The sequence below is a fragment of the Streptomyces pristinaespiralis genome (assembly GCF_001278075.1).
GTDB classification, from domain to species: Bacteria; Actinomycetota; Actinomycetes; order Streptomycetales; family Streptomycetaceae; genus Streptomyces; species Streptomyces pristinaespiralis.
The window spans coordinates 3,123,199-3,148,599 of sequence record NZ_CP011340.1 but is presented as its reverse complement, the minus strand read 5'-3'; the positions used below and the strand labels follow the sequence as shown (position 1 = coordinate 3,148,599).

The window sequence follows — 25,401 nt, the reverse complement described above, 5'->3', positions numbered from 1 at the left end:
CCGTACGCGTTCTCCACGCCATCCACACGGCCGCGGTCGTCGTGTCCGCGGCCGCCCTCGCGTGGGTCGTCTCCCACGGGGTGGCACAGCCCGCGAACGCCCTCGCCTTCGGCGCGTTCATAGCCGTCGGGGAGCTCGCCCGGTGGGGAGCGGTCCCCGGGGAGCGGGAGCCCGCCCCGCTGGGAGCCGCGGGTGCGCTGGCGTACGCCCTGCTCGGTGAGTGCGCGGGGCAGTCGACGGACCACGGGGCCTTCCAGGTGGTCGCCGTCGTCGTCGCGGGCGCACTCGTCGGCGCCGTGCCGCACGTCGCCCGCGGTCAGGGCCCCGCGCTCGACCATGTGGCGCGGCGGGTGCTGACGGTCGGATTCACCGCGGTGTGCTTCCAGCCGCTGTACATCTCGGGCGAGTTGGGCCTGTGGCTCGGGGAGGGGCCCTACTACGCCCTGTTCCTGTTGGTGCTGCTGGTGCTGACCGCGCTGTGCGACGCCGTGCTGGCCGCCGTCATGCTGCGCGCCCACACCGGCCACCCCTTCGGGCCGCTGCTGCGGGACGAGCTGCGGGCGCTGCCCGGTATCGGCTCCGCCGTCGGCGCGACCGGCGCGGTCATGGCGCTGGCGGTGGCCGTCGCGGGCCTGTGGGCCCTGCCGGTCTTCTGCGTGCCGCTGCTGCTCACCCAGCTGTCGTTCCGGCGGTACGCGGCCGTGCGCGCCACCTACGGCCAGACCATCGCCTCCCTCGCCCGCGCCACCGAGGTCGCCGGCTACACCCGGCCGGGCCACGCCCGCCGGGTCGCGGAGCTCAGCACCGCTGTCGGCCGCGAGATGGGCCTGTCCGGGCCGGACCTGACCTTGCTGGAGTACGCGGCGCTGATGCACGACATCGGACAGCTGTCCCTCGTCGACCCCGTGCCGGACGGTGCCACCGCGTCGCTGCCGCCGGCCGAGCAGCGCCGTATCGCGCTGCTCGGCGGAGCGGTGGTCCGGCGCACCGGCGTTCCCGCGGCCGTGGCCGCCGTCGTGGAGCAGCAGGCAGACCCCTACCGTGACCAGCCGCTGGCCGCCAGGATCGTGCGTGCCGTCAACGCATACGACGACCTCGCCGGGGGAAGCGGAGCCAGAGCGGGCGGGGCACTGGCCGCACTGGAGCAGCTGAGGCTCGGCACGGGGCACGACTACCAGCCCGAGGTGGTCGAATCCCTGGCCAGAGTCCTGGGCAGAGTCCTTGTGTGAGGCGGTCCGGCCCCTGTCCCCACGGGGTAACCCATGGGTAATGAGCGAGCCTGCGACCGGGCATGGTTGGATGCGAAAGAAGGCACAGAAGCAGGCAGACAGTCATGCGTCCGGGCAGTGCCCCGAGCGACCGGCAGGCGGGAATCGTGAGGATCTTCGGGAAGGTACGGCATCGGCCCTCCGCCTCTTGGCGGCAGGCCACGGACCGCGCGTTCACGCTGATCGGCGACGGCCGGTACGAGGACGCGGGCGCGCTGCTGACGCGGGCGGCGGATCTTGAACCCTGGCTCTCCGAGTCCTGGTTCAATCTGGCGCTGCTGCACAAGTTCCGGCACGACTGGGAGCAGGCCCGCGCGGCGGGACTGCGGGCGGTCGCGCTGCTGGACAAGGAGACGGGCGCCCCGGACTGGTGGAACGTCGGCATCGCCGCCACCGCCCTCCAGGACTGGCCGCTGGCCCGCCGCGCCTGGCAGGCGTACGGCCTGAAGGTTCCGGGAGCGGCCGCGGCGAACGGCGAGCCCGTCGGTATGGACCTGGGCAGCGCCGCGGTGCGGCTCTCGCCCGAGGGCGAGGCCGAGGTGGTGTGGGGCCGCAGGCTCGACCCGGCCCGGATAGAGGTGCTCTCCATCCCGCTGCCGTCGTCCGGGCGGCGCTGGGGCGAGGTCGTGCTGCACGACGGCGTCCCGAACGGAGAGCGCACGACCACCGCGGGCCCGTCCTTCCCGGTCTTCGACGAGATCGAGCTCTGGGCGCCCTCTCCCGTCCCGACCTGGGTGGTCCTGCTGGAGGCGGCGACGGAGAACGACCGGGACGCCCTGGAGCGGCTGGCGGCGGACGCCGGATTCGCCGCGGAGGACTGGTCCTCGTCCGTGCGGCTGCTGTGCCGGGCCTGTTCCGAGGGAAGCATGCCGAGCGCGGAGGGCGAGGGGGAGCACCTCGATCCGCACGATCACAGCGAGCCGGGTCACCCGGGTCCGCTGGGGCACCGTACGGGTGGCGATCTCTGGTCGCCGGAGCGCGAGTGCGGCATAGCGGCGCCCGCCGGACTGGTGCGGGGACTGCTCGACGGCTGGGTCGCGGACAGTCCGGACTCACGGGAGTGGCGGGATCTCGAGGAAGTCTGCTGACGCCTGCCCGTAGGCTGTACGGACACGTGAGTGACCGGGCATCGGGCCATGGTCGGGTACTGAGAAGGGCGCAGAGGCTGACATGGCGTCGCAGCAGTCGCAGCAGGGGACGGACCAGCGGGTCGACGAGGAGGGTTTCCTCATCGACACGGAGAACTGCGAGGAGCGTGAGCTGGCGCACCGCGAGCGCGGCACCTCGCGTCCGATCACGGTCGTGGGAAACCCCGTGCTCCACAAGGAGTGCAAGGACGTCACCGAGTTCGACGACAAGCTCGCCGCCCTCATCGACGACATGTTCGCCAGCCAGAAGACGGCCGAGGGCGTGGGGCTCGCCGCCAACCAGATCGGCGTCGATCTGAAGGTGTTCGTCTACGACTGCCCGGACGACGAGGGCGTGCGGCACACCGGTGTGGTCTGCAACCCGGTCCTGGAGGAGCTGGCGCCGGAGCAGCGTGTCCTCGACGACTCCAACGAGGGCTGTCTCTCCGTGCCGACCGCGTACGCCTCGCTGGCCCGTCCCGACTACGCGGTGGTCCGCGGCCAGGACGCGCAGGGCAACCCGGTCAAGGTCCGGGGCACCGGCTACTTCGCCCGCTGCCTGCAGCACGAGACCGATCACCTGTACGGGTACCTCTACATCGACCGCCTCTCCAAGCGTGAGCGCAAGGACGCGCTGCGGCAGATGGCGGAGGGCACCCCGCGCTACGAGGTCGTCCCCAACGACTGATCCCGCGCACACCCGCCGGCCCCGCTCACCGCGAGCGGGGCCGTCGCTGTTCACGCGGGCGTCATTGGGCGGACAAATGACGCCTGCTCAGGCGTGGTTGACGCGCGTGGAACGGCCCGCCAGTCTCGGTGGTTGCACCGTCCCCACCCGGTATGGAGGCCCGATGTTCAGACGCACCGCACGACTGCTGCTCTCGATTGTCATGCTCATGGTTGCCGGTCTGGGCGGGGTCGTCGCGACCGCCGGCAGCGCGCAGGCCGACGACTGCTACACCTGGTCACGCACCCTGTCCCAGGGAGCTTCCGGCTCCGACGTCACCCAGCTCCAGATCCGCATGTCCGGTTACCCGGGCTACGGCGCCGTGCTCGCCGTCGACGGCTCCTACGGGCCGGCCACCACCGCCGCCGTCAAGCGCTTCCAGTCCGCCTACGGCCTCGCCGCCGACGGCGTCGCCGGTCCCGCCACCTTCAGCAAGATCTACGCCCTCCAGGACAGCGACTGCACACCGGCCCACTTCAGCTACGCCGAGCTCAACCGCTGCAACTCGACCTGGTCCGGCGGCGCGGTGAGCGCGGCGACCGCCAAGGCCAACGCGCTGCGGACGATGTGGAAGCTGGAGGCCCTGCGGCACGCCCTGGGCGACCAGCCCATCACCGTGACCAGCGGTTTCCGGTCGTACTCGTGCAACAGCGCGGTCGGCGGCGCGTCGAGCAGCCGCCACCTCTACGGCGACGCGGCCGACCTGGGCGCCGGACCGCACTCGCTGTGCAAGCTGGCCCAGCAGGCCCGTAACCACGGCTTCAACGGGATCCTCGGCCCGGGCTACCCCGGCCACAACGACCACACGCACGTCGATCACCGCGGCAGCCGCTACTGGTCCGCCCCCAGCTGCGGCATCTGAGCCAAGGGAACCGAAGCGGCCCGCGCCTCCCCCCGTGAGAGACGCGGGCCGCTGTTCCCCCGAGCGGCGACCTGACGATCAGAAGTCGTCGTCGAACGCGACCGAGCCCTCGACCGCCACCTGATAGGCGGACGGGCGGCGCTCGAAGAAGTTCGTCAGCTCCTGGACCCCTTGCAGCTCCATGAAGGAGAACGGGTTCTGCGAGCCGTACACCGGCGCGAAACCGAGGCGGGTGAGCCGCTGGTCGGCGACGCACTGGAGGTACTCGCGCATCGACTCGGTGTTCATGCCCGGCAGTCCCTCCCCGCACAGGTCACGGCCGAACTGGAGCTCCGCCTCCACCGCTTCCTTCAGCATGTCGGTGACCTGCTGCCGCAGTTCGTCGTCGAACAGCTCCGGCTCCTCCTTGCGGACCGTGTCCACGACCTCGAAGGCGAAGTTCATGTGCATCGTCTCGTCCCTGAACACCCAGTTGGTGCCGGTGGCCAGACCGTGCAGCAGACCGCGGGAGCGGAACCAGTAGACGTACGCGAAGGCGCCGTAGAAGAACAGGCCCTCGATGCACGCCGCGAAGCAGATCAGGTTGAGCAGGAAGCGGCGGCGGTCCGCCTGTGTCTCCAGGCGGTCGATGCTCTCGACCGAGTCCATCCACTTGAAGCAGAAGGAGGCCTTCTCCCTGATGGACGGGATGTTCTCGACCGCCGCGAAGGCGGCCGTCCGGTCCTCGGGGTCGGGGAGGTAGGTGTCGAGCAGCGTCAGATAGAACTGGACGTGCACGGCCTCCTCGAACAGCTGCCGCGACAGGTACAGCCGCGCCTCGGGGGAGTTGATGTGCTTGTAGAGCGTCAGCACCAGGTTGTTCGCCACGATCGAGTCACCCGTCGCGAAGAACGCGACCAGCCGGCCGATCATGTGCTGCTCGCCCGGGGAGAGCTTGGCCAGGTCGGCCACGTCCGAGTGGAGGTCGACCTCCTCCACGGTCCAGGTGTTCTTGATGGCGTCCCGGTAGCGCTCGTAGAAGTCCGGGTAGCGCATGGGGCGGAGAGTGAGCTCGAAGCCCGGGTCGAGAAGGTTCTTGGCGGTGGAGCTCATTACTGGCAGGCCTCGCAGGACTCGGGGTTTTCCAGGGAGCAGGCGACGGCATCCTCGGGCGTCACCTGGGCGGGGACCGGGACGGCGGCCGACGCGGCGCGCGCGATCCGGGTCGCCGGGCGCGAGCGCAGGTAGTACGTGGTCTTCAGGCCCTGCTTCCACGCGTACGCGTACATCGAGCTGAGCTTGCCGATCGTCGGCGTCTCGAGGAACAGGTTCAGCGACTGGCTCTGGTCGAGGAACGGCGTACGGGCGGCCGCCATGTCGATCAGGCCGCGCTGCGGGATCTCCCAGGCGGTGCGGTACAGCGCACGGATCTCCTCCGGCACCCAGGTGAAGCCCTGCACCGAGCCGCTCGCCTCGCGCAGCGCCTCCCGTGTCTGCGCGTCCCAGACGCCGAGCCGCTTCAGGTCGTCCACCAGGTAGGAGTTGACCTGGAGGAACTCACCGCTGAGCGTCTCGCGCTTGAACAGGTTGGAGACCTGCGGCTCGATGCACTCGTAGACACCGGCGATCGAGGCGATGGTCGCGGTCGGCGCGATGGCGAGGAGCAGCGAGTTGCGCATGCCGACGGCGGCGACGCGGGCACGCAGCGCCTCCCAGCGCTCCGGCCAGTTCAGCGTGGTGTCGTAGTGGTCGGGATGCAGCACACCGCGTGCCGTACGGGTCTCGGCCCAGGCCGGCAGCGGACCGTTGCGCTCCGCGAGGTCGCACGAGGCCTCGTAGGCCGCCAGCATGATCCGCTCGGCGATCCTCGTCGAAAGGGCCCTGGCCTCGGCCGAGTCGAAGGGCAGCCGCAGCTTGAAGAAGACGTCCTGCAGGCCCATCGCACCCAGGCCCACCGGGCGCCACCTGGCGTTGGACCGCCCGGCCTGCTCCGTCGGGTAGAAGTTGATGTCGACGACGCGGTCGAGGAAGGTGACGGCCGTGCGGACGGTGGCGTCCAGCCGCTCCCAGTCGATGCCGTCGCCGCTGACGAACGCGCCGAGGTTCACGGAACCGAGGTTGCACACGGCCGTCTCGCCGTCGTCCGTGACCTCGAGGATCTCCGTGCACAGGTTGGAGGAGTGCACGACCCGGCCCGGCTCCGCGGTCTGGTTGGCCGTGCGGTTGGACGCGTCCTTGAAGGTCATCCAGCCGTTGCCGGTCTGCGCGAGGGTGCGCATCATCCGGCCGTAGAGGTCACGCGCGGAGACGGTCCTGCGGGCCAGTCCCGCGGCCTCCGCCCGGCGGTAGGCCGCGTCGAAGTCCTCGCCCCACAGGTCGACCAGCTCGGGCACGTCGACGGGGGAGAAGAGCGACCACTGCGCGTCCGCCTCGACGCGGCGCATGAACTCGTCCGGGATCCAGTGGGCCAGGTTCAGGTTGTGCGTACGGCGGGCGTCCTCACCGGTGTTGTCGCGCAGCTCGAGGAACTCCTCGATGTCCGCGTGCCAGGTCTCCAGGTAGACGGCGGCGGCGCCCTTGCGGCGGCCGCCCTGGTTCACCGCGGCGACCGAGGCGTCGAGGGTCTTCAGGAACGGGACGATGCCGTTGGAGTGCCCGTTGGTGCCGCGGATCAGCGAACCACGGGCACGGATACGGGAGTACGAGAGCCCGATGCCGCCCGCGTGCTTGGACAGGCGCGCGACCTGGTGGTAGCGGCCGTAGATCGAGTCGAGCTCGTCGAGCGGCGAGTCCAGCAGGTAGCAGGACGACATCTGGGGGTGGCGGGTGCCGGAGTTGAAGAGCGTCGGGGAGGAGGGGAGGTAGTCCAGCCGGCTCATCAGGCGGTACAGCGCGGCGACCTCCTCCAGGGCACGCGGCGAGTCGTCCTCTGCGAGACCGCAGGCGACGCGGAGCATGAAGTGCTGGGGCGTCTCGATGACCTGGCGGGTGATCGGGTGGCGCAGCAGGTAGCGGCTGTAGAGGGTGCGCAGGCCGAAGTAGCCGAAGCGGTCGTCGGCCCCGAGGTCGATCAGCGCGTCGAGCCGGGCGGCGTGCAGTGCCACGAACGCGGCCGTGCGGTCGGCGATCAGTCCCTCGCGGTGACCGGTGGCGACCGAGGCGGTGAACGAGGAAGCGCCCTGCCCGGCCGCCTCTTCGGCGATCGTGCGGGTCAGCAGACGTGCGGCGAGCCGGGAGTAGGCGGGGTCCTCGGAGATGAGACCCGCGGCCGCCTCGGTGGCGAGGGAGTGCAGCTCTGCCGCGTCGGACCCGGCGTTGCGGCCGCGCAGGGCGGCGGCGGCCACCTTGCCCGGGTCGGTGTCGGGCAGATCCGCCGTCAGGTCCGTCAAGGTCCGCAGCAGCGCGGTCCCGGGGCCGTCGTTCTCCGTCGCTGAGACCGGATCGGCTGGCGCGATGGTCATGTGATGCTCTCCCTCGCTCGGCTCTGGGCCGGCGGGGGTGGCGGGCCGCGGCACGCGTGACTGGGCAGCACGGCGCACGGCGTCCACCGGCCCAACCGCGAGGCCCGGACGTCTGGCATCCGGATCGGTCGAACCGGATGCGCCGTCGACAGGTCCTCGGACTCGAACGGGTACGGCAAAGCGCACCGGATCACACCGTTGCGGGACAGTTCCGGATTCACACCGGATTCCCCTGTGGCGACAGCGAGATGAGCATACATGTGGGGGCGGGCTGCTGTGCCTGCCCCTACATGTAGTGTCGGGTGGTCTGGTGGAGCTCCAGCGCATATGTCAGCAGCGAGACCAGATCCGGGACCGGCTCCCAGTCCCGGTCCGGTGTGCGCACGAAGCCCAGCCGGTCGTAGATGCGGTGCGCCGCGTACATCGTGGGCTGGGTCGACAGCACCAGCCGTACGCACCCCGGGGTGGCCCTCGCCCGTTCCACGCAGGTGCGCACCAGCGCCTCGCCGGCGCCGCGGCCGCGTGCCGCGGCGGCCACGGCGAGCATCCGGAACTCGGCCTCGCCGGGCCCCGCGATGTCGGCGAACGGCCCGCCGGCCGGGACGAACGCCACCCCGCCGAGCAGCGTGCCCCGCTCGTCGACGGCGACGTACACCTCGGCCCGCGCGGCCCGGCCCGCGACGTCACGGAGCACCTCGAGGTACGGGTCCTCCTCGCCGAGCGCCAGCAGCCCGCCGTCGAGATAGGCGCGGGCGGTCAACTCGCCGAGCGCCGTGTGCTCCTCGGGTTCTATTCGTCTGATGGTGATGTCCATGTCCGGCAGTGTGCATCAGCGCACGGCGAAGGGCCGCCGCATTTCCGCGCCGGGGAGGTGCCCCGGGCGGACGATGCGACGGCCCTTGCCGGAAAGGCCTTTGCTCGGACGGCTCTTGCGAGCCCTTCGGTCAGTGACCCCCGGGAGCGCCCGCCGTGGCCGGCGGCAGCTCCACCTTGACGCCCGGGTCGCCCGCGTCAGCCGTGTAGTCGGACGGGCTGGTCTCGTCGATGCCGTCGGGGGCCTTGGCCGCCCGCAGGACGAAGGTGAGGACCACGGTGACGACGACGTTCAGCACGAACGCGGTGAGACCGATGTAGCCGATCTCGCCGATGCCGGGGATCTCCGCCGACGAGCCGCCGAAGTGCTTCTGGGTCGGGCTGGCCACGCCGTACGCGGCGGCGGTGCCGTAGATCATGCCGACGGCCCAGCCGCCGATGAGCGCCCAGCGGTGGAACCAGCGGGTGAACAGACCGCCCACCAGTGCCGGGAAGGTCTGGAGGATCCAGATGCCGCCCAGCAGCTGGAAGTTGATCGCGACCGTCTTGTCCATGGTGAGGACGAAGGCGAGCGCGCCGACCTTGACCAGCAGCGAGACCAGCTTGGAGACCTTCGTCTCCTGGGCCGGCGTCGCGTCGGGCTTGAGGAAGTCCTTGTAGATGTTGCGGGTGAACAGGTTCGCCGCGGCGATCGACATGATGGCCGCGGGGACCAGCGCGCCGATGCCGATGGCGGCGAAGGCGACGCCCGCGAACCAGTCGGGGAACATGTTCTCGAACAGCTGCGGGATCGCCAGCTGGCCGTTCTTGACGTTCACCCCGGCCGCGATGGCCATGAAGCCGAGCAGCGCCAGCAGGCCCAGCATCAGCGAGTACAGCGGCAGGATCGTGGTGTTGCGGCGGATCACCTCACGGCTGCGCGAGGAGAGCGTCGCCGTGATCGAGTGCGGATACATGAACAGCGCGAGCGCCGAGCCGAGCGCCAGCGTGGCGTAGCCCCACTGACCCATCTCCCCGGGCACCAGAGCGCCGTTGGGCTTGTCGGTGGCCGGGTTGATCTGAGCGAACTTCTCGCCCGCGCTGGCGAAGATCTCGTCGAAGCCGCCGAGCTTGATCGGGATGTAGATGATCGCCACCGCGATGACGATGTAGATCAGGGTGTCCTTGACGAAGGCGATCAGCGCCGGGGCACGCAGTCCGGAGGAGTACGTGTAGGCCGCCAGGACACCGAACGCGATCAGCAGCGGCAGGTCCTTGATGAACCAGTGGGTGGTCTCACCGCCGCCGACGCCCATGACGTCCAGAACGGCCTGGATGCCGACCAGCTGGAGCGCGATGTACGGCATCGTGGCGAGGATGCCGGTGACCGCGACGGCCAGGGACAGGCCCTTGGAGCCGAAGCGCCCGCGGACGAAGTCCGACGTCGTCACGTATCCGTGCTTGTGCGACACCGACCACAGCCGCGGCAGGAAGGTGAAGATCAGCGGGTAGACGAGGATCGTGTACGGGACGGCGAAGAAGCCCGCCGCGCCCGCCGCGTAGATGGCCGCCGGGACGGCGACGAAGGTGTACGCGGTGTAGAGGTCGCCGCCGAGCAGGAACCAGGTCACCCAGGTGCCGAACGACCGGCCGCCGAGGCCCCATTCGTCGAGGCTGTTCTCGTTCTCGGCCTTGCGCCAGCGCGCGGCCAGGAAGCCCATGGCCGTGACGGCCACGAAGAAGAAGATGAAGACGGCGAGTGCGACGCCGTTCACGCCGTCGTTCATCGGGACGCACCCCCCTTGCGGGCGCGCTGGTCACGCTGCCACAGCTTGTAGGCGACCATCGTCAGGGCCGTCGAGATCAGGACCCAGAGCATCTGGTACCAGTAGAAGAACGGCATGCCTATGAACGTCGGTTCGAGTTTGGCGTACGAACCGACCCAGAGCATCGCCACGAACGGGGCGAAAAGGCAGAGAGCGATGATCACACGCACCGGTGTGACGACCGGCGCTTTCGCTTCGGGCGCTTCAGGCGCCTCCGGCACCTCGGGCACTGCTGACATGCGGCTCCGTCCCCTTACTGGTCACCTGTGTAATGGGCAGGAAATCTAGGCGAGCCGTTCGCGTCGAGTCACCCCCGGTCCGCATATCGGTACGGCAACGACTTCCGGCCGGTGGGGGCAAAACGTGACATGGCACCGCAACAAGTTGCGGTGCCATGCGGCCGAACGGGGGATGCGGGTCAGTCGTTGGGGCGCTGGAGCCTCGCGACGAACTTGTAGCGGTCGCCGCGGTAGACCGAGCGGACCCACTCCACCGGCTCGCCCTGGGCGTCAAGCGAGTGCCGGGAGAGCATCAGCATCGGCAGGCCGACGTCCGTGCCGAGCAGGCCGGCTTCGCGCGGGGTGGCCAGTGAGGTCTCGATGGTCTCCTCGGCCTCCGCGAGATGGACGTCGTAGACCTCCGCCAACGCGGTGTAGAGCGAGGTGTACTTGACGAGGCTGCGGCGCAGCGCCGGGAAGCGCTTGGCGGACAGGTGCGTGGTCTCGATGGCCATCGGCTCACCGCTCGCCAGGCGGAGCCGCTCGATGCGCAGCACCCGGCCGCCGGCCGCGATGTCCAGCAGTCCGGCCAGGGTGTCGTCGGCTGTGACGTATCCGATGTCCAGCAGTTGAGACGTGGGCTCCAGTCCCTGGGCGCGCATGTCCTCGGTGTACGAGGTGAGCTGGAGCGCCTGGGAGACCTTGGGCTTGGCGACGAACGTGCCCTTGCCCTGGATGCGTTCGAGCCGGCCCTCGACGACCAGCTCCTGGAGCGCCTGGCGGACGGTGGTGCGGGAGGTGTCGAACTCGGCGGCCAGCGTCCGTTCCGGCGGTACCGGCGTGCCCGGCGGCAGGGTCTCCGTCATGTCGAGCAAGTGGCGCTTGAGCCGGTAGTACTTGGGCACGCGCGCGGTGCGGGTCTGTGCCCCGCCCTCGGCTTCGGTGCCGCCCCCGTCCATGGCCATGGCCCGCCTTCCCGACTGCTGTGCTCCTGCCGTCACCGGCTCCTCCGTCTGCTGCGGCTCACATGGTGGCACGGACCGGTAACGGGTCGTCGCCCTCCCTCAGGTGTCGGTCCGATAACGGACACGACAGCCCTTCTTATACACCCTTGACACCCCTAAAGGTCTAGGCCAAGCTCCCGGGTACTGGTCTAAACCATTAAAGATCAGGTCCCAGCCCCACGGCAGAATCTGGCGCGCGTCCGGTCAAGTGCTGCGCGACTCCCGGGTGGTGGGGGGGTAACTCTTGCATCCCTTTGAGGAGGGTGGCGTGAAGCGCAAGCTCGTAGCAGCGGTGGGTGCGGTGGCCATGATGGCCTCGGTCGCGGCCTGTGGTTCGGACGGCGGCAGTGAATCGGCGAAGAGCCCGAAGGACCGCAAGGAGACGCTGACCGTCTGGCTGATGGTCGACGCCCAGTCGACCTGGCCCGAGCTGGTCAAGGACGTCAACGCGCAGTTCAACAAGAAGTACCCGGGTGTGAAGGTCGACGTCCAGTACCAGCAGTGGGCGGACAAGGCCAAGAAGCTCGACACCGCCCTCGGTGGCGACAAGTTCCCCGACGTCGTCGAGCTCGGCAACACCGAGACGATGCAGTACATCCTCAACGGCGCCCTCGCCGAGATCGACCCGAAGAAGTACCAGAACTCCGACACCTGGATCCAGGGCCTGAAGGACACCTGCTCCTTCGAGGGCAAGCAGTTCTGCGTGCCCTACTACGCCGGCGCCCGTGTCGCCATCTACAACACCGAGATGCTCAAGAAGGGCGCGGGCGTCGACAAGCTGCCCGAGACCGAGGACGAGCTCCTGGCGGCGATGGACAAGGTCTCCGCCGAGTACGGCAAGAAGGACAAGCGCTTCTCGTCCCTCTACCTGCCGGGCCGTTACTGGTACGCCGCCATGTCCTACGTGGCCGCATACGACGGCAAGATCGCCGAGTACGACGAGGGCTCGAAGGAGTGGAAGGCCTCGCTCTCCTCGCCGGAGGCGCAGAAGGGCATCCAGCACTTCATCGACCTGGTCAAGAAGTACAACAAGGCCGACCAGACCAAGGACGAGCAGGACCACGCCAATGTGATGGCCAACGAGAAGGCGGCCCTCATCTACGGCAACGGCTGGGAGTCCGGCTCCGTCATCGACGGCAAGAACAACGGCAACCCGAAGCTCGAGGGCAAGATCGTCACGGCCGGTATGCCCGGCCCGAACGGCAAGGCGCTGCCCTCCTTCATCGGCGGCTCCGACCTCGCGGTGACCAGCAAGTCGAAGGTCGCCGACCTGGGTGAGGAGTGGATCTCGCTCTTCACCAGCGAGAAGTCCATGGAGGTCCTCGCCGCCAAGAACATCCTTCCGAACAACACCAAGCAGCTGGAGCCGCTGAAGGCGAAGCCGGAGACCGCTCCGATCGCCAACGCCGTCCCGGATGCGTGGTTCACCCCGATCGCCCCGGGCTGGACCTCGATCGAGAAGGAGGAGGTCCTGGAGAACATGCTCCTGGCCATCCTCAAGGGTGACTCCGTGGAGGCGGCCACCAAGGCGGCCGACGCCAAGATCAACGAGCTGATCAACCAGGAGTCCTGACGGGCCTCGGGCGTCCCGGCGCCCCGCCGCGGACGCCCGACGGGCTCTCCAGGCGGTGGGCGGGAACCGCACCACGCGGCTCCCGCCCCCGCCCTTTTCGGTGCAGAAGAACAAACGGAAGGTCAGCCACGTGACTGCCGCCGACACCAAGGCCGCCGGCCCGCCGGTACCCGTACCACGTGCCCCGGAAGGAACCGGCCCGAAGCCGGCGCCCGAGAAGGGGATCAGCGGCTCCGGCCGGAAACAGCGGAAGAAGGGAGAGCTCCTCCCGTACCTGCTGATCCTCCCCGCGCTCGTAGCGGTCGCCGCGGTCTACGCCTTCCCGCTGGTGAAGACCGTGATCATGTCCTTCCAGGACATGGGGCGCAAGGAGCTGTGGACGGGCGAATCGCCGCCCTGGGTCGGCTTCGAGCAGTTCACCAACATCCTGGGCGACGCCGAGTTCTGGTCCGTCACCGGCCGCACCGTCGTGTTCATGGTCGTCTGCGTGGGCCTGACCATGGGCATCGGTCTGCTGCTCGCCCTGCTGATGACCCGGCTGACCACGTGGGTGCGGCTGGTGCTGACGGCGGCGCTGGTCGCGGCCTGGTCGATGCCCCTGATGGTCGCCGCCTCCATCTTCCGCTGGCTCTCCGACTCCGACTACGGCCTCATCAACACCCTGATAGCCAAGGTCGCCGGCGAGGACTTCCTGGGTCACAACTGGTTCCTCGACCCGAAGCAGGGCTTCGCCATCATCGCCCTGCTGGTGGTCTGGGGCGCCATCCCCTTCGTGGTCATCACCCTGTACGCGGCCCTCACCCAGGTGCCCAGGGAGCTCGAGGAGGCCGCCGCCCTCGACGGCGCTAACGCGCCCGCCGTGTTCCGCTTCGTCACCTGGCCGGTGATCCGCCCCGTCTTCACCATGGTCGCCACCCTCTCGGTGATCTGGGACTTCAACGTCTTCGGGCAGATCTGGCTGCTGCGCGGCAACAAGCCGGAGCCCGAGTACGAGACGCTCGGCCTCTACTCCTTCTCCAAGGCCTTCGAGTCCACCTCGTTCAGCCAGGGCACCGCGATCGCCCTGATCACCGTTCTGCTGCTGTCCGGTGTGGCCGTGTACTACCTGCGTCAGCTGATGAAGACAGGAGAGGTCGAATGAGCACCTCCACCGCTCCCTCCCCGGCCGGCGCCGGGCAGGAACTCAGGCCGGACCGCAAGAAGTCCCGCTGGCACTACGACGTCCTCGGCCTGCTCACCGCCGTCCTGATGGCCTTTCCGGTGTACTGGCTCGTCATCAGCGCCCTGCGGCCCAACCATGAGATCCGGTCCTACGACCAGACGCTCTGGCCCTCGTCGCTGACCTTCGACAACTTCGCCCGCGCGGTGAAGCAGGAGAACTTCGCCACCGCGGTCCAGTCGAGCCTCATCGTCTCGGTCACCGCTGTGGTCGGCGGAATGATCATCGCCACCCTGGCCGCCCTGGCCATCGGCCGGTTCCGCTTCTTCGGCCGCAAGGCGCTGCTGATGGTGCTGATCCTCGTCCAGATGCTGCCGCCGACCGCGATGCTCATCCCCATCTACGCGCAGCTCAACGCCATCGGCGGGCTCGACGAGTACTGGGGCCTGATCGTCGTCTACCTGGTCTCCACGCTGCCGTTCGCGATCGTCATGATCCGCGGGTTCGTGGTGAACATCCCGGTGGAGCTCGAGGAGTCCGCGATGGTCGACGGCTGCACCCGCATGGGCGCCTTCCGTCGCGTGATCTTCCCGCTGCTCGCCCCCGGCCTCGCCGCGGCGTCCATCTTCGCCCTGGTCAACGCCTGGAACGAGTACCTCTTCGCCTACATCCTGATCAACGACAACTCCAAGTACACGCTCAACGTCTGGCTGATGACGTTCACCACCGAGCGGGGAACGGACTACGGCGCGCTGATGGCGGCCTCGACACTCATCGCACTGCCGGTCGTCGTCTTCTTCATGATCATCCAGAAGAAGATGGCCGCAGGGCTCACCTCGGGCGCAGTGAAGGGATAACGCCACCTCATGACCACTCTGGTACGTGGCTCGTCAGGCACCCTGACTCGCGACGCGCTCACCATCCTCCAGCCCGGCTTCGTCGGCACCACGGCGCCCGACTGGCTTCTGCGGCAGATCGGTGAAGGGCTCTGCGCCGTCGGCCTGTTCGGCCGCAACATCACCTCGCCCGGCCAGCTCGCCGCGCTCACCGCCCGGTTGCGGGCGGAACGCGACGACGTCCTTGTCGCCATCGACGAGGAGGGCGGCGACGTCACCCGGCTCGAGGTGCGCACCGGCTCCTCGTTCCCCGGCAACTACGCGCTGGGCCTGGTGGACGACGTCGACCTCACCCGCGCCGTCGCGCACGAGTTGGGGCGCCGGCTGGCCGAGTGCGGGGTGGACCTCAACTGGGCACCCTCCGCCGATGTCAACTCCAACCCGGACAATCCGGTCATCGGTGTGCGGTCGTTCGGCGCCGACACCGCACTGGCCGCCCGCCACACCGTCGCCTACGTCGAGGGACTGCAGGCCGCCGGCGTGGCCGCCTGCACCAAGCACTTCCCCGGGCACGGCGACACCAATGTGGACTCGCACCACGCGGCGCCCCGTATCGATGTGGACCTCGACACGTTGCACGCCCGTGAGCTGGTGCCTTTCTGCGCGGCCATCGCGGCGGGTTCCAAAGCGGTGATGAGCGCGCATATCCTACTTCCCGCGCTCGACCCCGACCGTCCCGCGACGCTGAGCCCGCAGATCCTCACCGGTCTGCTGCGCGAGGAGCTGGGCTACCAGGGCCTGATCGTCACGGACGGCATGGAGATGCAGGCCATCTCGTCCACGTACGGCATCGAGCGCGGCTCGGTCCTCGCGATCGCCGCCGGCGCCGACGCTATTTGCGTCGGTGGCGGTCTGGCCGACGAGGAGACCGTACTGCGACTGCGCGACGCGCTGGTCGATGCGGTGCGGAACGGCGACCTGCCCGAGGAGCGGCTGGCCGACGCGGCGGCACGTGTGCGTGCCCTCGCGGACTGGACGCGGCGGGCCAGGGGGGCTGCAGCAGAGCCGGGCGCGGCTTCACAGGAGGGGACCGCGCCCGGCTCCGACACGGAGATCGGTCTCGTCGCCGCGCGCCGCGCGGTGCGGGTCACTCCGGGCGGACCGGATCGGGAGCCGGTCACGGCGGCCCCGTACGTGGCGGCCTTCACTCCCGTCGCCAACATCGCCGTCGGGGACGAGACTCCGTGGGGCGTGGCCGCGGAACTGACGGCCCTGCTGCCCGGCACGGAGACCGGCACCTACGCCGAAGAGGGCGATACGTCCGACTTGGTGTCACATGTGCTGGAGGCGGCGGCGGACCGTAGGATCGTCGCTGTGGTTCGCGACGTCCACCGTCACCCGTGGATGGCGAACGCCCTCGACGCGCTCCTCGCGGCCCGTCCCGACACGGTCGTGGTCGAGATGGGTCTGAACCGGGCGGCGCCCAGGGGGGCCCTGCACATCGCTACCCACGGCGCGGCCCGCGTCTGCGGACGCGCCGCCGCGGAGGCCATCACCGGCCGCTGAGCCGGGCGTGGGCCTGCGTGGACCGTGCAGTGCCGGGCGGGCGCCGTCGGTGTCGCCGCCCGGCACCCTGAGCGTCACCTGGAGGCAACGGGCATGTCCGCCACGACGTCGGCCGAGCACGAGGAGCACCCGGGCCGGATCATGTCCGGCGAGATGGCACAGCAGCCGGCGGTCCTGCGGCGCATCCTCGACGAGGGCGCGCCGAGGATCCGGCAGGTGGCATCGGCGATCGCGGCGAAGAAACCGCGGTTCGTCCTGCTGACGGCGCGCGGCACGTCCGACAACGCCGCGCTCTACGCGAAGTACCTGATCGAGATCCGCCTCGGGCTGCCGTGCGGACTCACCTCCATGTCCACCACCACCGCCTACGGCGCCCGCCCCTCGCTCGCCGACGTCCTGGTGATCACCATCAGCCAGTCCGGCGGTTCGCCCGACCTGGTGGCCTCCACGAAGGCGGCGCGGGAGGCCGGCGCGGTCACCCTGGCGGTGACCAACAACCCGGACTCGCCGCTGGCCGCGGTCTCCGAGTTCTCGATCGACATCATGGCCGGCCCGGAGAAGGCCCTGCCGGCCACCAAGACCTACACCGCCTCCCTGATGGCCCTCCACCTGCGTGGAGGGTCTGCGCGGTGGGGAGGTGCCGGCGGCCGGGCTGGTGCCGGACCTGGCCGGGCGGATCCTCGGCCGGCAGGACGAGGTGCGCGCGCTGGCCTCGCGCTACCGCTTCGCCGAGCGCATGGTCATCACGTCGCGGGGCTACGGCTACCCGACGGCGAAGGAGGCGGCGCTCAAGCTCATGGAGACCAGCTACATCCCCGCGCTGGCGTACTCCGGCGCGGACCTGCTGCACGGGCCGCTCGCCATGGTGGACAACGTCTCCCCGGTGATCGCGGTGGTGCCGGACGGCAAGGGCGGCGAGGCGCTCCAGCCGGTGCTCGACCGGCTCCGCGGCCGCGGGGCGGACCTCTTCGTGGTGGGCCCGGCTCCGCAGGTCGAGGCCGCGTCCGCGGGCTTCGTACTGCCCACGGAGGGCGTGCCGGAAGAGCTCCAGCCGATTCTGGAGATCCTTCCGCTGCAACTGCTCGCGTACGAAGTGACCATCGCGCGGGGGCAGGACCCGGACGCCCCGAGGGCGCTGGCGAAGGTGACGGAGACGCGCTGAGCCGGTCGTGCGGCGGGGGCCGTGATCGCGACGGGCGGGTGTGATGAGGGGCCCGCCCGTCGTTCACGACGGTGTATAAGTATGGTGGCGGAACTTAACGTGCGCCAGGCATGGACAGAGCCGAATGGTCTAGTCCACAATCGAAACTGCACAAGCCTCCGCCCTCCCCGCACAGGAGGGTGGAACGAGGTCCCCGGCGCTCTCTGCCCTGACTGCGTCGAGACCTCCCACGGCCGACCGGGACCGCACACCCGCCGGCCGCGCAACTCCGGGCTGCGGTGCCGGACGGGTTGAGGGTCCCGTCGCGGCGCCGCGGCCCGCGGGTACCCTCGCTGACGTGCCCTCCATGAACGAACTCGTCCGCCAGCACACCGCTCTGAGTGAGTCAGACCTCGAGTGGCTCCATCTGCTGGTCTCGGAGTGGCAGCTGCTCTCCGACCTCTCCTTCGCCGACCTCGTGCTGTGGGTGCCCACCCGCGACGGCACGCGGTACGTCTCCGTCGCCCAGATGCGGCCGAACACCGGCCCCACCTCGTACCAGGACGACATGGTCGGCCACCTGGTGCCGCGCGGCCGGCGCCCGCTGCTGGACGCCGCGCTGGACGAGGGGCGGATCGTGCGCGAGGGCGACCCGGAGTGGCGCGAGGAGGTCCCGGTGCGGGTCGAGTCCATCCCCGTACGCCGGGAGGGCCGGGTCCTGGGCGTCATCGCGCGCAACACCAACCTGCTCACCGTGCGCACCCCGTCGCGGCTGGAGCTCACCTACCTGCAGTCCGCCTCCGACCTGGCGCAGATGATCGCCGCCGGCACGTTCCCGTTCCCCGGGGAGCAGGTCGAGATGGACTCCTCGCCGCGTGCCGGAGACGGGCTGATCAGGCTCGACGCGGACGGCATCGTCCAGTACGCCAGCCCCAACGGACTGTCCGCCTACCACCGCCTCGGTCTGGCCTCCGACCTCGTCGGCCAGCACCTGGGCCAGGTCACCGCCGAACTGGCCCCCTCCCGCGGTCCGGTCGACGAGGCCATCGTCAAGATCGCCAGCGGATACGCGCCGCGCGAGACCGAGGTGGAGGGCAACGGCGGAGTCATCCAGCTGCGGGCGATTCCCCTCAAGCCCAAGGGCGTGCGCATCGGTTCCCTGGTGCTGCTGCGGGACGTGACCGAACTGCGCCGCCGCGAGCGGGAGTTGATCACCAAGGACGCGACCATCCGGGAGATCCACCACCGGGTGAAGAACAACCTCCAGACGGTCGCGGCACTGCTGCGCCTCCAGGCACGCCGGATGGACTCGGTGCGCGGGCGTGAGGCCCTCAACGAGGCCGTGCGGCGCGTCGGTTCGATCGCGATCGTGCATGAGACGCTGTCCCAGAATCTGGACGAGCGGGTGGAGTTCGACGACATCGCCGACCGCGTGATCGCGATGGTGGCGGAGATCTCACCCGGCAAGGTCGACTGCCGGCGCACCGGGCGCTTCGGCATCCTTGACGCCGAGATCGCCACGCCGCTGTCCATGGTGCTCACCGAGGTGCTGCAGAACGCCCTGGAACACGCCTTCGCGCAGGGGGAGCAGGGTTCGGTGGAGGTTGCGGCAGTCCGCGGTGACGCGCGCACGGAGAACGCCCGGCTGCTGATCACCGTTCAGGACGACGGCCGCGGCCTGCCGGAGGGCTTCGATCCGCAGCGGACGGGGAACCTCGGGCTGCAGATCGTACGGACCCTCGTGGAGGGGGAGTTGGGCGGGACGTTCGACATGGTCCCGGTACCCGCTCCGGGGCGCGGCACACGGGTCGTGCTCGACATCCCTGTGCCGGACCGGCGTTAGCGCCGCCGCTCGGGGGACAGCTCGCCGGGGACCGGCCCGGCGAGGCACAGCGAAGAGCCCCGGGCCGTGTGACACGGTCCGGGGCTCGAAGCTCATGTGCTGCATTGTGCGATGCGCATCGGGGGTACTGCGCGCTGCGGCTCGAAGGCGGTGAGTGCGTACTCGCTGTACGCGCCGCCGGGAGGCCGGTAGCAGGGGGCGTCAGGCGCTGGCGTTACGCGCCCGGTTGCGAGCGGCGCGGCGCTTCATCGCGCGGCGCTCGTCCTCGCTGAGGCCACCCCAGACGCCGGAGTCCTGGCCGGACTCGAGCGCCCACTGCAGGCACTGCTCCATGACGGGGCAGCGACGGCAGACGGCCTTGGCTTCCTCGATCTGCAGCAGCGCAGGACCGGTGTTGCCGATGGGGAAGAAGAGCTCGGGGTCTTCCTCGCGGCAAACGGCGTTGTGACGCCAGTCCATGGCTGCTACCTCTCCTTGGTATTACGTGCAGGTTGCTTGTGAATGTGAACGCTTTCACGAATCCCCCCGCAAGGGAAGGGCCGATCGCCAGTTTGCCCGGCGTTGGGTCCTGGATTCGTGGAGGGGTTCCGGCGGTCTGTGGGGCCGATGTTGCGGGCCGTCCCGATCGCCATGTAGAGATTCGCAAACCTCGGCGACGGATACAACCCCTTCCGGAAAGTTTTTTTTGATTCCTCGGTGTCGACTAGGTCACAGCCGTACTTCTATGGGGTGGATCCCAGCCCGTACGTTCGAGATAAAGGACTTTCGGTCGTTCCGGTCACACAATCACACGCAGTGCACGGCGAACGCCTGTGAACGTCACGCTCGTGCGCAGCCCCAGGTGGTCACCGTCCATCTGGAAGGGCAGTGGGACCTTTGAATGCAAGGTGAAGTCGGTCTGGTCGTGAAGTGTGAGTGCGTGCTTCCCGCGGGGCCCGCGATCCGGGCTCGAGGTGAGCAGCTGGGTGCCGTAACGCGCCACCGCGGGGGTCGACAGCTTCGACAGTCCGAGCACGTCGAGGGCGGTGTCGAAGGACGCCTTCGGGGACGCGTACACCGGGCGATTGCCCAGGTAGGTCCACGGAGAGGTGTTACAGACTATGGACAGCACCAGGTCCTCGACGGGGGCCGCGCCGGGCCGCTCCAGGGTGATGGTGCCGCGTCTGCGGTGCGGGTCCTCCAGGAACTGGCGCAGCACCTGGCGCACGTAGAGGGCGTGTGTCGACCGCTTGCCGCGTTCGCGGTGCTGTTCGACCCGGCCGACCACGCCGGCGTCGAAACCGAGCCCGGCGCAGAAGGTGAACCAGCGTTCTGGGACGGCCTCGTCGTCCGTGCCGGGCGTGCCGGCCGCGAGGCCCAGGCCGACCGTCTGCTCGGTCCGGTCGCGGAGCGCGTCCAAGATCGCGCCGGTCGCCTCGACGGCGTCGTTCGGCAGGCCGAGAGCGCGGGCGAAGACGTTCGTCGAGCCGCCGGGGACCACCGCGAGACGGGGGAGGGAGTCCGGATCGGGGCCGTTGTGCAGCAGGCCGTTGACCACCTCGTTGACCGTGCCGTCGCCGCCGAGGGCGACGACCAGGTCGATGTCGTTCGACTCCGCGGCCCGGCGGCCGAGGTCGCGGGCGTGGCCGCGGTACTCGGTGGTGACCGCCTCGATCTTCATCTCGCTGGCGAGCGCGTGGATCAGTACGTCGCGCGTGCGGGCACTGGTGGTGGTTGCTGCCGGATTGACCACGAGAAGTGCGCGCATGCGATGCAGCGTACCTACTGGGGGGTACCTGGCCCAGTCCGGGTTTCGGCGGTGGGCGTGCGGTGCGCGCGGCAGGACACGGGCGAAAGCTGCCTCGCGCGGGCGGACGGATACCCTGCACGGGTGAGCAGTGACGACCAGACCTCCGCCCCCGGCCGCCCCACCCGTCTGACCGCCGCGGCAGCGGTGTGCGCCGCCGAAGGGCTGGCGCTGGTCGTGGGTGGCGTGTACATGCTTGTGATGGGTCTGCTCGGCCGGCCCGACAGCCCCTCCCAGGCGGAGATGGGCGGCCTGACGCTGATGGCCCTCGGAGTGATCCCGCTGGCGGCGGCGCGAGGACTGCTGCGGCAGCGCAGCTGGAGCCGTGGACCGGCGATCATCACCCAGCTGATCGGACTGATCCCCGCGTGGACGCTGCTGCGGGCGTCCGGCGCGCTGATCCCGCTGGGCGTGGTGCTGGCGGCGGTCGTGGTGACCGGCCTGGTGCTGCTGGTGAACCCGACGACGGCGCAGGCACTCGGCATCCGCAGCCGCGCGTAGCCCTGGGGCGGCGGCACGTCGAGGCGAGGCCCGGGCGGGCCGGTCCCGGCGTGGCGTGTTCCGTTGAGCGCACCGGTCCGTGCGTGCGCTGCGCACGGGCGGCGGCGCTCCGCTCCCGGGGCGCCCCTACGACCCCGCCCCCTCCCGCCCGAAGGGCCCGGTTCCGCCGGTGTTCGCCCCGGGGCGGGACGCGGTCCGGGGCGGCGGCGGTGCGGGGCCGCGAGAGGGGCTACTCCTCGACCAGGAGGCGTTCGCGCAGCTGCGCCAGAGTGCGGGCGAGGAGGCGGGAGACGTGCATCTGGGAGATGCCGACCTCCTGCGCGATCTGGGACTGGGTCATGTTCCCGAAGAACCGCAGCAGCAGGATCCGCTTCTCCCGCGGCGGGAGGCCCTCCAGGAGCGGCTTGAGCGACTCGCGGTACTCGACGCCCTCCAGCGCCTCGTCCTCCGCGCCGAGCGTGTCCGCCACCGCCGGGGACTCGTCGTCCGTGTCGGGGACGTCCAGGGACAGCGTGGAGTACGCGTTCGCGGACTCCAGACCCTCCAGGACCTCCTCCTCCGAGATGCCGAGGCGCTCCGCCAGCTCGTGCACGGTCGGGGACCGGCCGTGCTGCTGGGAGAGCTCTGCCGTCGCGGTCGTGAGCGAGAGCCGCAGCTCCTGAAGGCGGCGCGGCACCCGGACCGCCCAGCCCTTGTCACGGAAGTGGCGCTTGATCTCGCCGACCACCGTCGGGGTCGCGTAGGTCGAGAACTCGACACCGCGCTCCGGGTCGAACCGGTCCACCGACTTGATCAGGCCGATCGTCGCGACCTGGGTGAGGTCGTCCAGCGGCTCGCCGCGGTTCCGGAACCGCCGCGCCAGGTGCTCGACCAGCGGCAGATGCATCCGGACCAGCTGGTTGCGCAGCTCTGCCCGCTGGGGCGACCCGTCGGGCAGCTTGCGCAGTTCGATGAACATCGCCCGCGCGCCGCTGCGGTCATGAGGGTGATGATCCTGCTGGTGCTCGCTCATACGGTCCGCCCGCTCTGCCGAGGCCGTACGGCCATCAGGTTCGTCCACCACCGGGTGCGGCCGCGCCTGCTGCTCAGGGATGCCGGCGGACGCGCTCAGCACCCGCGGGCCTCGCTCCTCGTCCTCCCGCATCGAACCGTCCCCGTTTCCGCTGCTCACGCCGGCCCGGGTCCCGCGCCGCGCTGCTTGTACAGACTGATGGCGACCGTGCGGTCGTCGGCGACCGACGAGTCGACCTTGCCGGCCAGTGCGGAGAGCACCGTCCAGGCGAACGTGTCACGCTCCGGCGCCCGGCCGTCGGTCGTGGGCGCGGAGACCGTCACCTCCAGCGAGTCGTCGACTAGCCGGAAGACACAGCTCAGGACGGACCCCGGGACGGCCTGCTGCAGCAGGATCGCGCACGCCTCGTCCACCGCGATCCGCAGGTCCTCGATCTCGTCGAGGGTGAAGTCCAAGCGCGCTGCGAGGCCGGCGGTGGCCGTTCGCAGTACGGACAGGTAGGCACCCGCAGCGGGCAGCCGGACTTCCACGAAGTCCTGGGTCCCGGGCTCGCCTGCAATATGGGACACCCTCACCTCCAAGGTGGCACAAGCTCTTTCCGGGCCGGGGGCAGAGGCCCCGCGGCCGTGCGTTACGCGGTCGGTCACGCAGCCAGGTCTGGCCTGGCGACGCTATCGCGATCCATGGTGCCGTGTCGCCAGGACCCCCATGCCGACAAGTGTCACTCAATGTAAGCCTATGAGTACGCACAGTGGCTAGAGGTCTGCGCCGCCCAATTGAGCGGGGTCGGCGGATGGTTGACGTACCCAGGCGTCAGACGATCGAACCGTCGACGAAGCACCACCGCCACACCTGTCCCGGCTCGAAACTGCGCATCACCGCGTGCCCCGTCTCACGGAAGTGCGCGCTCGCGTGCCGCATCGGCGAGGAGTCGCAGCAGCCCACGTGCCCACACGCCAGGCAGAGTCGCAGCTGGACCGGGTGACTGCCGGCCGCCAGGCATTCCGGACACGTGTCGGTCAGCGGAGCCGGTTCGGGGCGCGGCAGTTCTGCTACGTGGGGGCACTCACTCATGATTGCCAGATTACGACGGGGAAGACGGACGTGAGGTCGGTGTGATGGAAGCATTGCCGCTGGTGGGGCTGATCGCGGTGAGCGCGGCGGTGGCCGGCGCCGCCCGCAGGACGCCGGTCCCGGCGCCGCTGCTGCTCGTGGTGGCCGGACTGGCCGCCTCGTACGTGCCGGGCGTTCCCGACTTCCACCTCGACCCGCACATCGTGCTGCCGCTGGTGCTGCCTCCGCTGCTGCACCTGGCCGCGCTGGACAGCTCGTACCTCGACCTGCGGGCCAACATCCGTCCCGTCGCGCTGCTGTCCGTGGGCTATGTCCTGTTCGCGACGGTCGCGGTCGGCTGCCTCGCCTATCTCCTGGTGCCCGATCTGCCGCTGGCGACGGCCCTGGTGCTCGGTGCGGTGATCGCGCCACCGGACGCCGTCGCCGCGACGGCCATCGCGCGCAGGCTCGGTCTGCCCGGCCGGATCACCACGATCCTTCAAGGTGAATCCTTGGTGAACGATGCCACCGCGATCACCGCCTTCAAGGTCGCCCTCGCGGCCGCGATCGGGGCCGGCACCAGCTGGGGCGACGGGCTGGCGGAGTTCGCGCTGGCGTCCGTCGGCGGGGTCGGCGTCGGTCTGGCGCTGATGGTCCCGATCCACTGGCTGCGCAAGCACCTGAAGGAAGCGCTGCTGCAGAACATCCTGTCGCTGCTCATCCCGTTCATCGCCTACGCGGCCGCAGAACAGGTCCACGCCTCCGGGGTCCTGGCCGTGGTCGTCGTCGCGCTCTACCTGGGCCATCACTCCTACCAGGTCGACTTCGCGACCCGGCTCCAGGAGGAGGCCGTCTGGAAGATGGTCGCCTTCGTCCTGGAGTCCACCGTCTTCGCGCTGATCGGCCTGCAACTGGCGATCGTGGTGGGGGAACTGGGCGACTACGGCGTGGGGGAGTCCCTCTGGTACGCGGCCGGGGTCTTCATCGCCGTGGTGGTGGTGCGGTTCGTATGGGTCTACCCGGCGACGTTCCTGCCGCGCATGCTGTCCCGGCGGATCAGGGAGCGCGAGCCGGAGACCAACTGGACGGCGCCGCTGATCGTCGGCTGGGCCGGCATGCGCGGGGTCGTGTCGCTCGCGATCGCCTTCTCCATCCCGCTGACGACGTCGAGCGGAGAGGACTTCCCGGCCCGCAACCTGGTCCTGTTCCTCACCTTCACCACCGTGATCGGAACGCTGGTGGTCCAGGGGCTGACGCTGCCGTCCCTGATCCGGGCTCTGAAGATCCCCGGCCGAGACGTCCAGGCGGAGACCCTGGCAGAGGCGCAGGCGCAGAGCCAGGCGTCCGCGGCGGCGGAGCGGCGGCTGGAGGAACTGCTCGCCGACGAGGGCAACCGGCTGCCGGAGCCACTGGAACAGCGGCTGCGCACGGTGCTGGAACGCCGCAGGAACTCGGTGTGGGAGAGGCTCGGTTCGGTGAACGAGACGACCGGCGAGTCGGCCGACGACACCTACCGCAGGCTCGCCAGGGAGATGATCGCGGCGGAACGGGACGTGTTCGTGGACCTGCGGAACCGGCGGGTCATCGACGACGAGATGCTGCGCAAGCTGCTGCGCAGGCTCGATCTGGAGGAGGCGGCCGCCTACCGCGAGGAAACCGCCTGAACG

General features: G+C 69.9%; 22 protein-coding genes, 1 pseudogene and 1 riboswitch. Of the genes and pseudogenes, 12 read left to right on the top strand and 11 right to left on the bottom strand.

Features of this window, described 5'->3' with window-relative positions; genetic code table 11:
- Positions 1 to 20: 20 nt before the first annotated feature.
- The 4 genes from SPRI_RS13015 to SPRI_RS13000 all read left to right on the top strand — a co-directional run bounded on the left by SPRI_RS13015 (position 21) and on the right by SPRI_RS13000 (position 3,984).
- A complete protein-coding gene (locus SPRI_RS13015) occupies positions 21 to 1,229 on the top strand; it encodes an HD domain-containing protein (RefSeq protein ID WP_107082463.1) in 1,209 nt (402 codons plus the stop codon).
- Between the two features lie 146 nt (positions 1,230 to 1,375).
- Positions 1,376 to 2,356, top strand: a complete 981-nt coding sequence (locus tag SPRI_RS13010; RefSeq protein ID WP_037776315.1) for a tetratricopeptide repeat protein — start codon at positions 1,376 to 1,378, stop codon at positions 2,354 to 2,356.
- 82 nt (positions 2,357 to 2,438) lie between these two features.
- Complete coding sequence (gene def / locus SPRI_RS13005; protein WP_005312166.1) at positions 2,439 to 3,083, top strand: peptide deformylase; 645 nt, start codon at positions 2,439 to 2,441, stop codon at positions 3,081 to 3,083.
- Between the two features lie 163 nt (positions 3,084 to 3,246).
- Entirely contained in the window at positions 3,247 to 3,984 is a 738-nt protein-coding gene (locus SPRI_RS13000; RefSeq protein WP_005312164.1) for a D-Ala-D-Ala carboxypeptidase family metallohydrolase, read from the top strand.
- A gap of 78 nt (positions 3,985 to 4,062) precedes the next feature.
- On the opposite strand, the gene SPRI_RS12995 is transcribed toward SPRI_RS13000, so the two are convergent.
- The 6 genes from SPRI_RS12995 to SPRI_RS12970 all read right to left on the bottom strand — a co-directional run bounded on the left by SPRI_RS12995 (position 4,063) and on the right by SPRI_RS12970 (position 11,225).
- Entirely contained in the window at positions 4,063 to 5,076 is a 1,014-nt protein-coding gene (locus SPRI_RS12995; RefSeq protein WP_182327796.1) for a ribonucleotide-diphosphate reductase subunit beta, read from the bottom strand.
- Positions 5,076 to 7,424, bottom strand: coding sequence for a ribonucleoside-diphosphate reductase subunit alpha (locus tag SPRI_RS12990; protein ID WP_037773786.1), 2,349 nt, complete (start codon positions 7,422 to 7,424; stop codon positions 5,076 to 5,078). Before SPRI_RS12990 ends, SPRI_RS12995 begins: the two co-directional genes overlap by 1 nt.
- Before the next feature lie 130 nt (positions 7,425 to 7,554).
- Positions 7,555 to 7,681: riboswitch (cobalamin riboswitch) on the bottom strand.
- 29 nt (positions 7,682 to 7,710) lie between these two features.
- Positions 7,711 to 8,238, bottom strand: coding sequence for a GNAT family N-acetyltransferase (locus SPRI_RS12985; RefSeq protein WP_005312159.1), 528 nt, complete (start codon positions 8,236 to 8,238; stop codon positions 7,711 to 7,713).
- Positions 8,239 to 8,368: 130 nt separating this feature from the next.
- The gene (gene mctP, locus SPRI_RS12980) at positions 8,369 to 10,003 is read right to left on the bottom strand and encodes a monocarboxylate uptake permease MctP (protein ID WP_037773784.1); all 1,635 of its coding nucleotides are present in this window, start codon (positions 10,001 to 10,003) and stop codon (positions 8,369 to 8,371) included.
- On the bottom strand, positions 10,000 to 10,281 hold the full coding sequence (locus SPRI_RS12975; protein ID WP_050791483.1) for a DUF3311 domain-containing protein: 282 nt from the start codon (positions 10,279 to 10,281) through the stop codon (positions 10,000 to 10,002). Before SPRI_RS12975 ends, mctP begins: the two co-directional genes overlap by 4 nt.
- 179 nt (positions 10,282 to 10,460) lie before the next feature.
- Positions 10,461 to 11,225, bottom strand: a complete 765-nt coding sequence (locus SPRI_RS12970; protein ID WP_005312149.1) for a GntR family transcriptional regulator — start codon at positions 11,223 to 11,225, stop codon at positions 10,461 to 10,463.
- A gap of 307 nt (positions 11,226 to 11,532) precedes the next feature.
- Between SPRI_RS12970 and SPRI_RS12965 the strand changes: the two genes are divergently transcribed.
- From SPRI_RS12965 to SPRI_RS12940, 6 genes and pseudogenes are all read left to right on the top strand, one after another.
- Positions 11,533 to 12,837 (top strand): sugar ABC transporter substrate-binding protein, encoded by a 1,305-nt coding sequence (locus SPRI_RS12965; protein WP_005312146.1) that lies wholly within the window; start codon positions 11,533 to 11,535, stop codon positions 12,835 to 12,837.
- 130 nt (positions 12,838 to 12,967) lie between these two features.
- Entirely contained in the window at positions 12,968 to 13,978 is a 1,011-nt protein-coding gene (locus SPRI_RS12960) for a carbohydrate ABC transporter permease (RefSeq protein WP_005312145.1), read from the top strand.
- Entirely contained in the window at positions 13,975 to 14,853 is an 879-nt protein-coding gene (locus tag SPRI_RS12955) for a carbohydrate ABC transporter permease (RefSeq protein ID WP_005312144.1), read from the top strand. The genes SPRI_RS12960 and SPRI_RS12955 overlap by 4 nt, the downstream gene beginning before the upstream one ends.
- Positions 14,854 to 14,862: 9 nt before the next feature.
- Complete coding sequence (locus SPRI_RS12950; protein ID WP_005312142.1) at positions 14,863 to 16,398, top strand: glycoside hydrolase family 3 protein; 1,536 nt, start codon at positions 14,863 to 14,865, stop codon at positions 16,396 to 16,398.
- A 93-nt stretch (positions 16,399 to 16,491) separates the two neighbouring features.
- A pseudogene (locus tag SPRI_RS12945) lies at positions 16,492 to 17,560 on the top strand (SIS domain-containing protein).
- Positions 17,561 to 17,906: 346 nt separating this feature from the next.
- Entirely contained in the window at positions 17,907 to 19,382 is a 1,476-nt protein-coding gene (locus SPRI_RS12940; RefSeq protein ID WP_037773783.1) for a PAS domain-containing sensor histidine kinase, read from the top strand.
- 201 nt (positions 19,383 to 19,583) lie between these two features.
- On the opposite strand, the gene SPRI_RS12935 is transcribed toward SPRI_RS12940, so the two are convergent.
- A complete protein-coding gene (locus SPRI_RS12935) occupies positions 19,584 to 19,841 on the bottom strand; it encodes a WhiB family transcriptional regulator (RefSeq protein WP_003953983.1) in 258 nt (85 codons plus the stop codon).
- Positions 19,842 to 20,160: 319 nt separating this feature from the next.
- On the bottom strand, positions 20,161 to 21,129 hold the full coding sequence (locus SPRI_RS12930; protein WP_005312086.1) for a diacylglycerol/lipid kinase family protein: 969 nt from the start codon (positions 21,127 to 21,129) through the stop codon (positions 20,161 to 20,163).
- A 123-nt stretch (positions 21,130 to 21,252) separates the two neighbouring features.
- Between SPRI_RS12930 and SPRI_RS12925 the strand changes: the two genes are divergently transcribed.
- Complete coding sequence (locus SPRI_RS12925; RefSeq protein ID WP_053556943.1) at positions 21,253 to 21,669, top strand: hypothetical protein; 417 nt, start codon at positions 21,253 to 21,255, stop codon at positions 21,667 to 21,669.
- Positions 21,670 to 21,898: 229 nt separating this feature from the next.
- Here the strand turns inward: SPRI_RS12925 and SPRI_RS12920 are convergent, their stop codons facing one another.
- The 3 genes from SPRI_RS12920 to SPRI_RS12910 form a co-directional block, all read right to left on the bottom strand.
- Positions 21,899 to 22,840 carry an RNA polymerase sigma factor SigF gene (locus tag SPRI_RS12920; RefSeq protein ID WP_374987857.1) on the bottom strand — a complete coding sequence of 314 codons (942 nt, stop codon included), beginning with the start codon at positions 22,838 to 22,840 and terminating at the stop codon, positions 21,899 to 21,901.
- Positions 22,837 to 23,250: an ATP-binding protein gene (locus SPRI_RS12915; protein WP_005312080.1), complete on the bottom strand. Its 414-nt coding sequence runs from the start codon at positions 23,248 to 23,250 to the stop codon at positions 22,837 to 22,839. The genes SPRI_RS12920 and SPRI_RS12915 overlap by 4 nt, the downstream gene beginning before the upstream one ends.
- Positions 23,251 to 23,494: 244 nt before the next feature.
- The gene (locus tag SPRI_RS12910) at positions 23,495 to 23,755 is read right to left on the bottom strand and encodes a UBP-type zinc finger domain-containing protein (RefSeq protein ID WP_005312079.1); all 261 of its coding nucleotides are present in this window, start codon (positions 23,753 to 23,755) and stop codon (positions 23,495 to 23,497) included.
- Positions 23,756 to 23,799: 44 nt separating this feature from the next.
- Between SPRI_RS12910 and SPRI_RS12905 the strand changes: the two genes are divergently transcribed.
- The gene (locus SPRI_RS12905; RefSeq protein WP_037773778.1) at positions 23,800 to 25,398 is read left to right on the top strand and encodes a Na+/H+ antiporter; all 1,599 of its coding nucleotides are present in this window, start codon (positions 23,800 to 23,802) and stop codon (positions 25,396 to 25,398) included.
- The last annotated feature ends 3 nt before the right edge of the window (positions 25,399 to 25,401 follow it).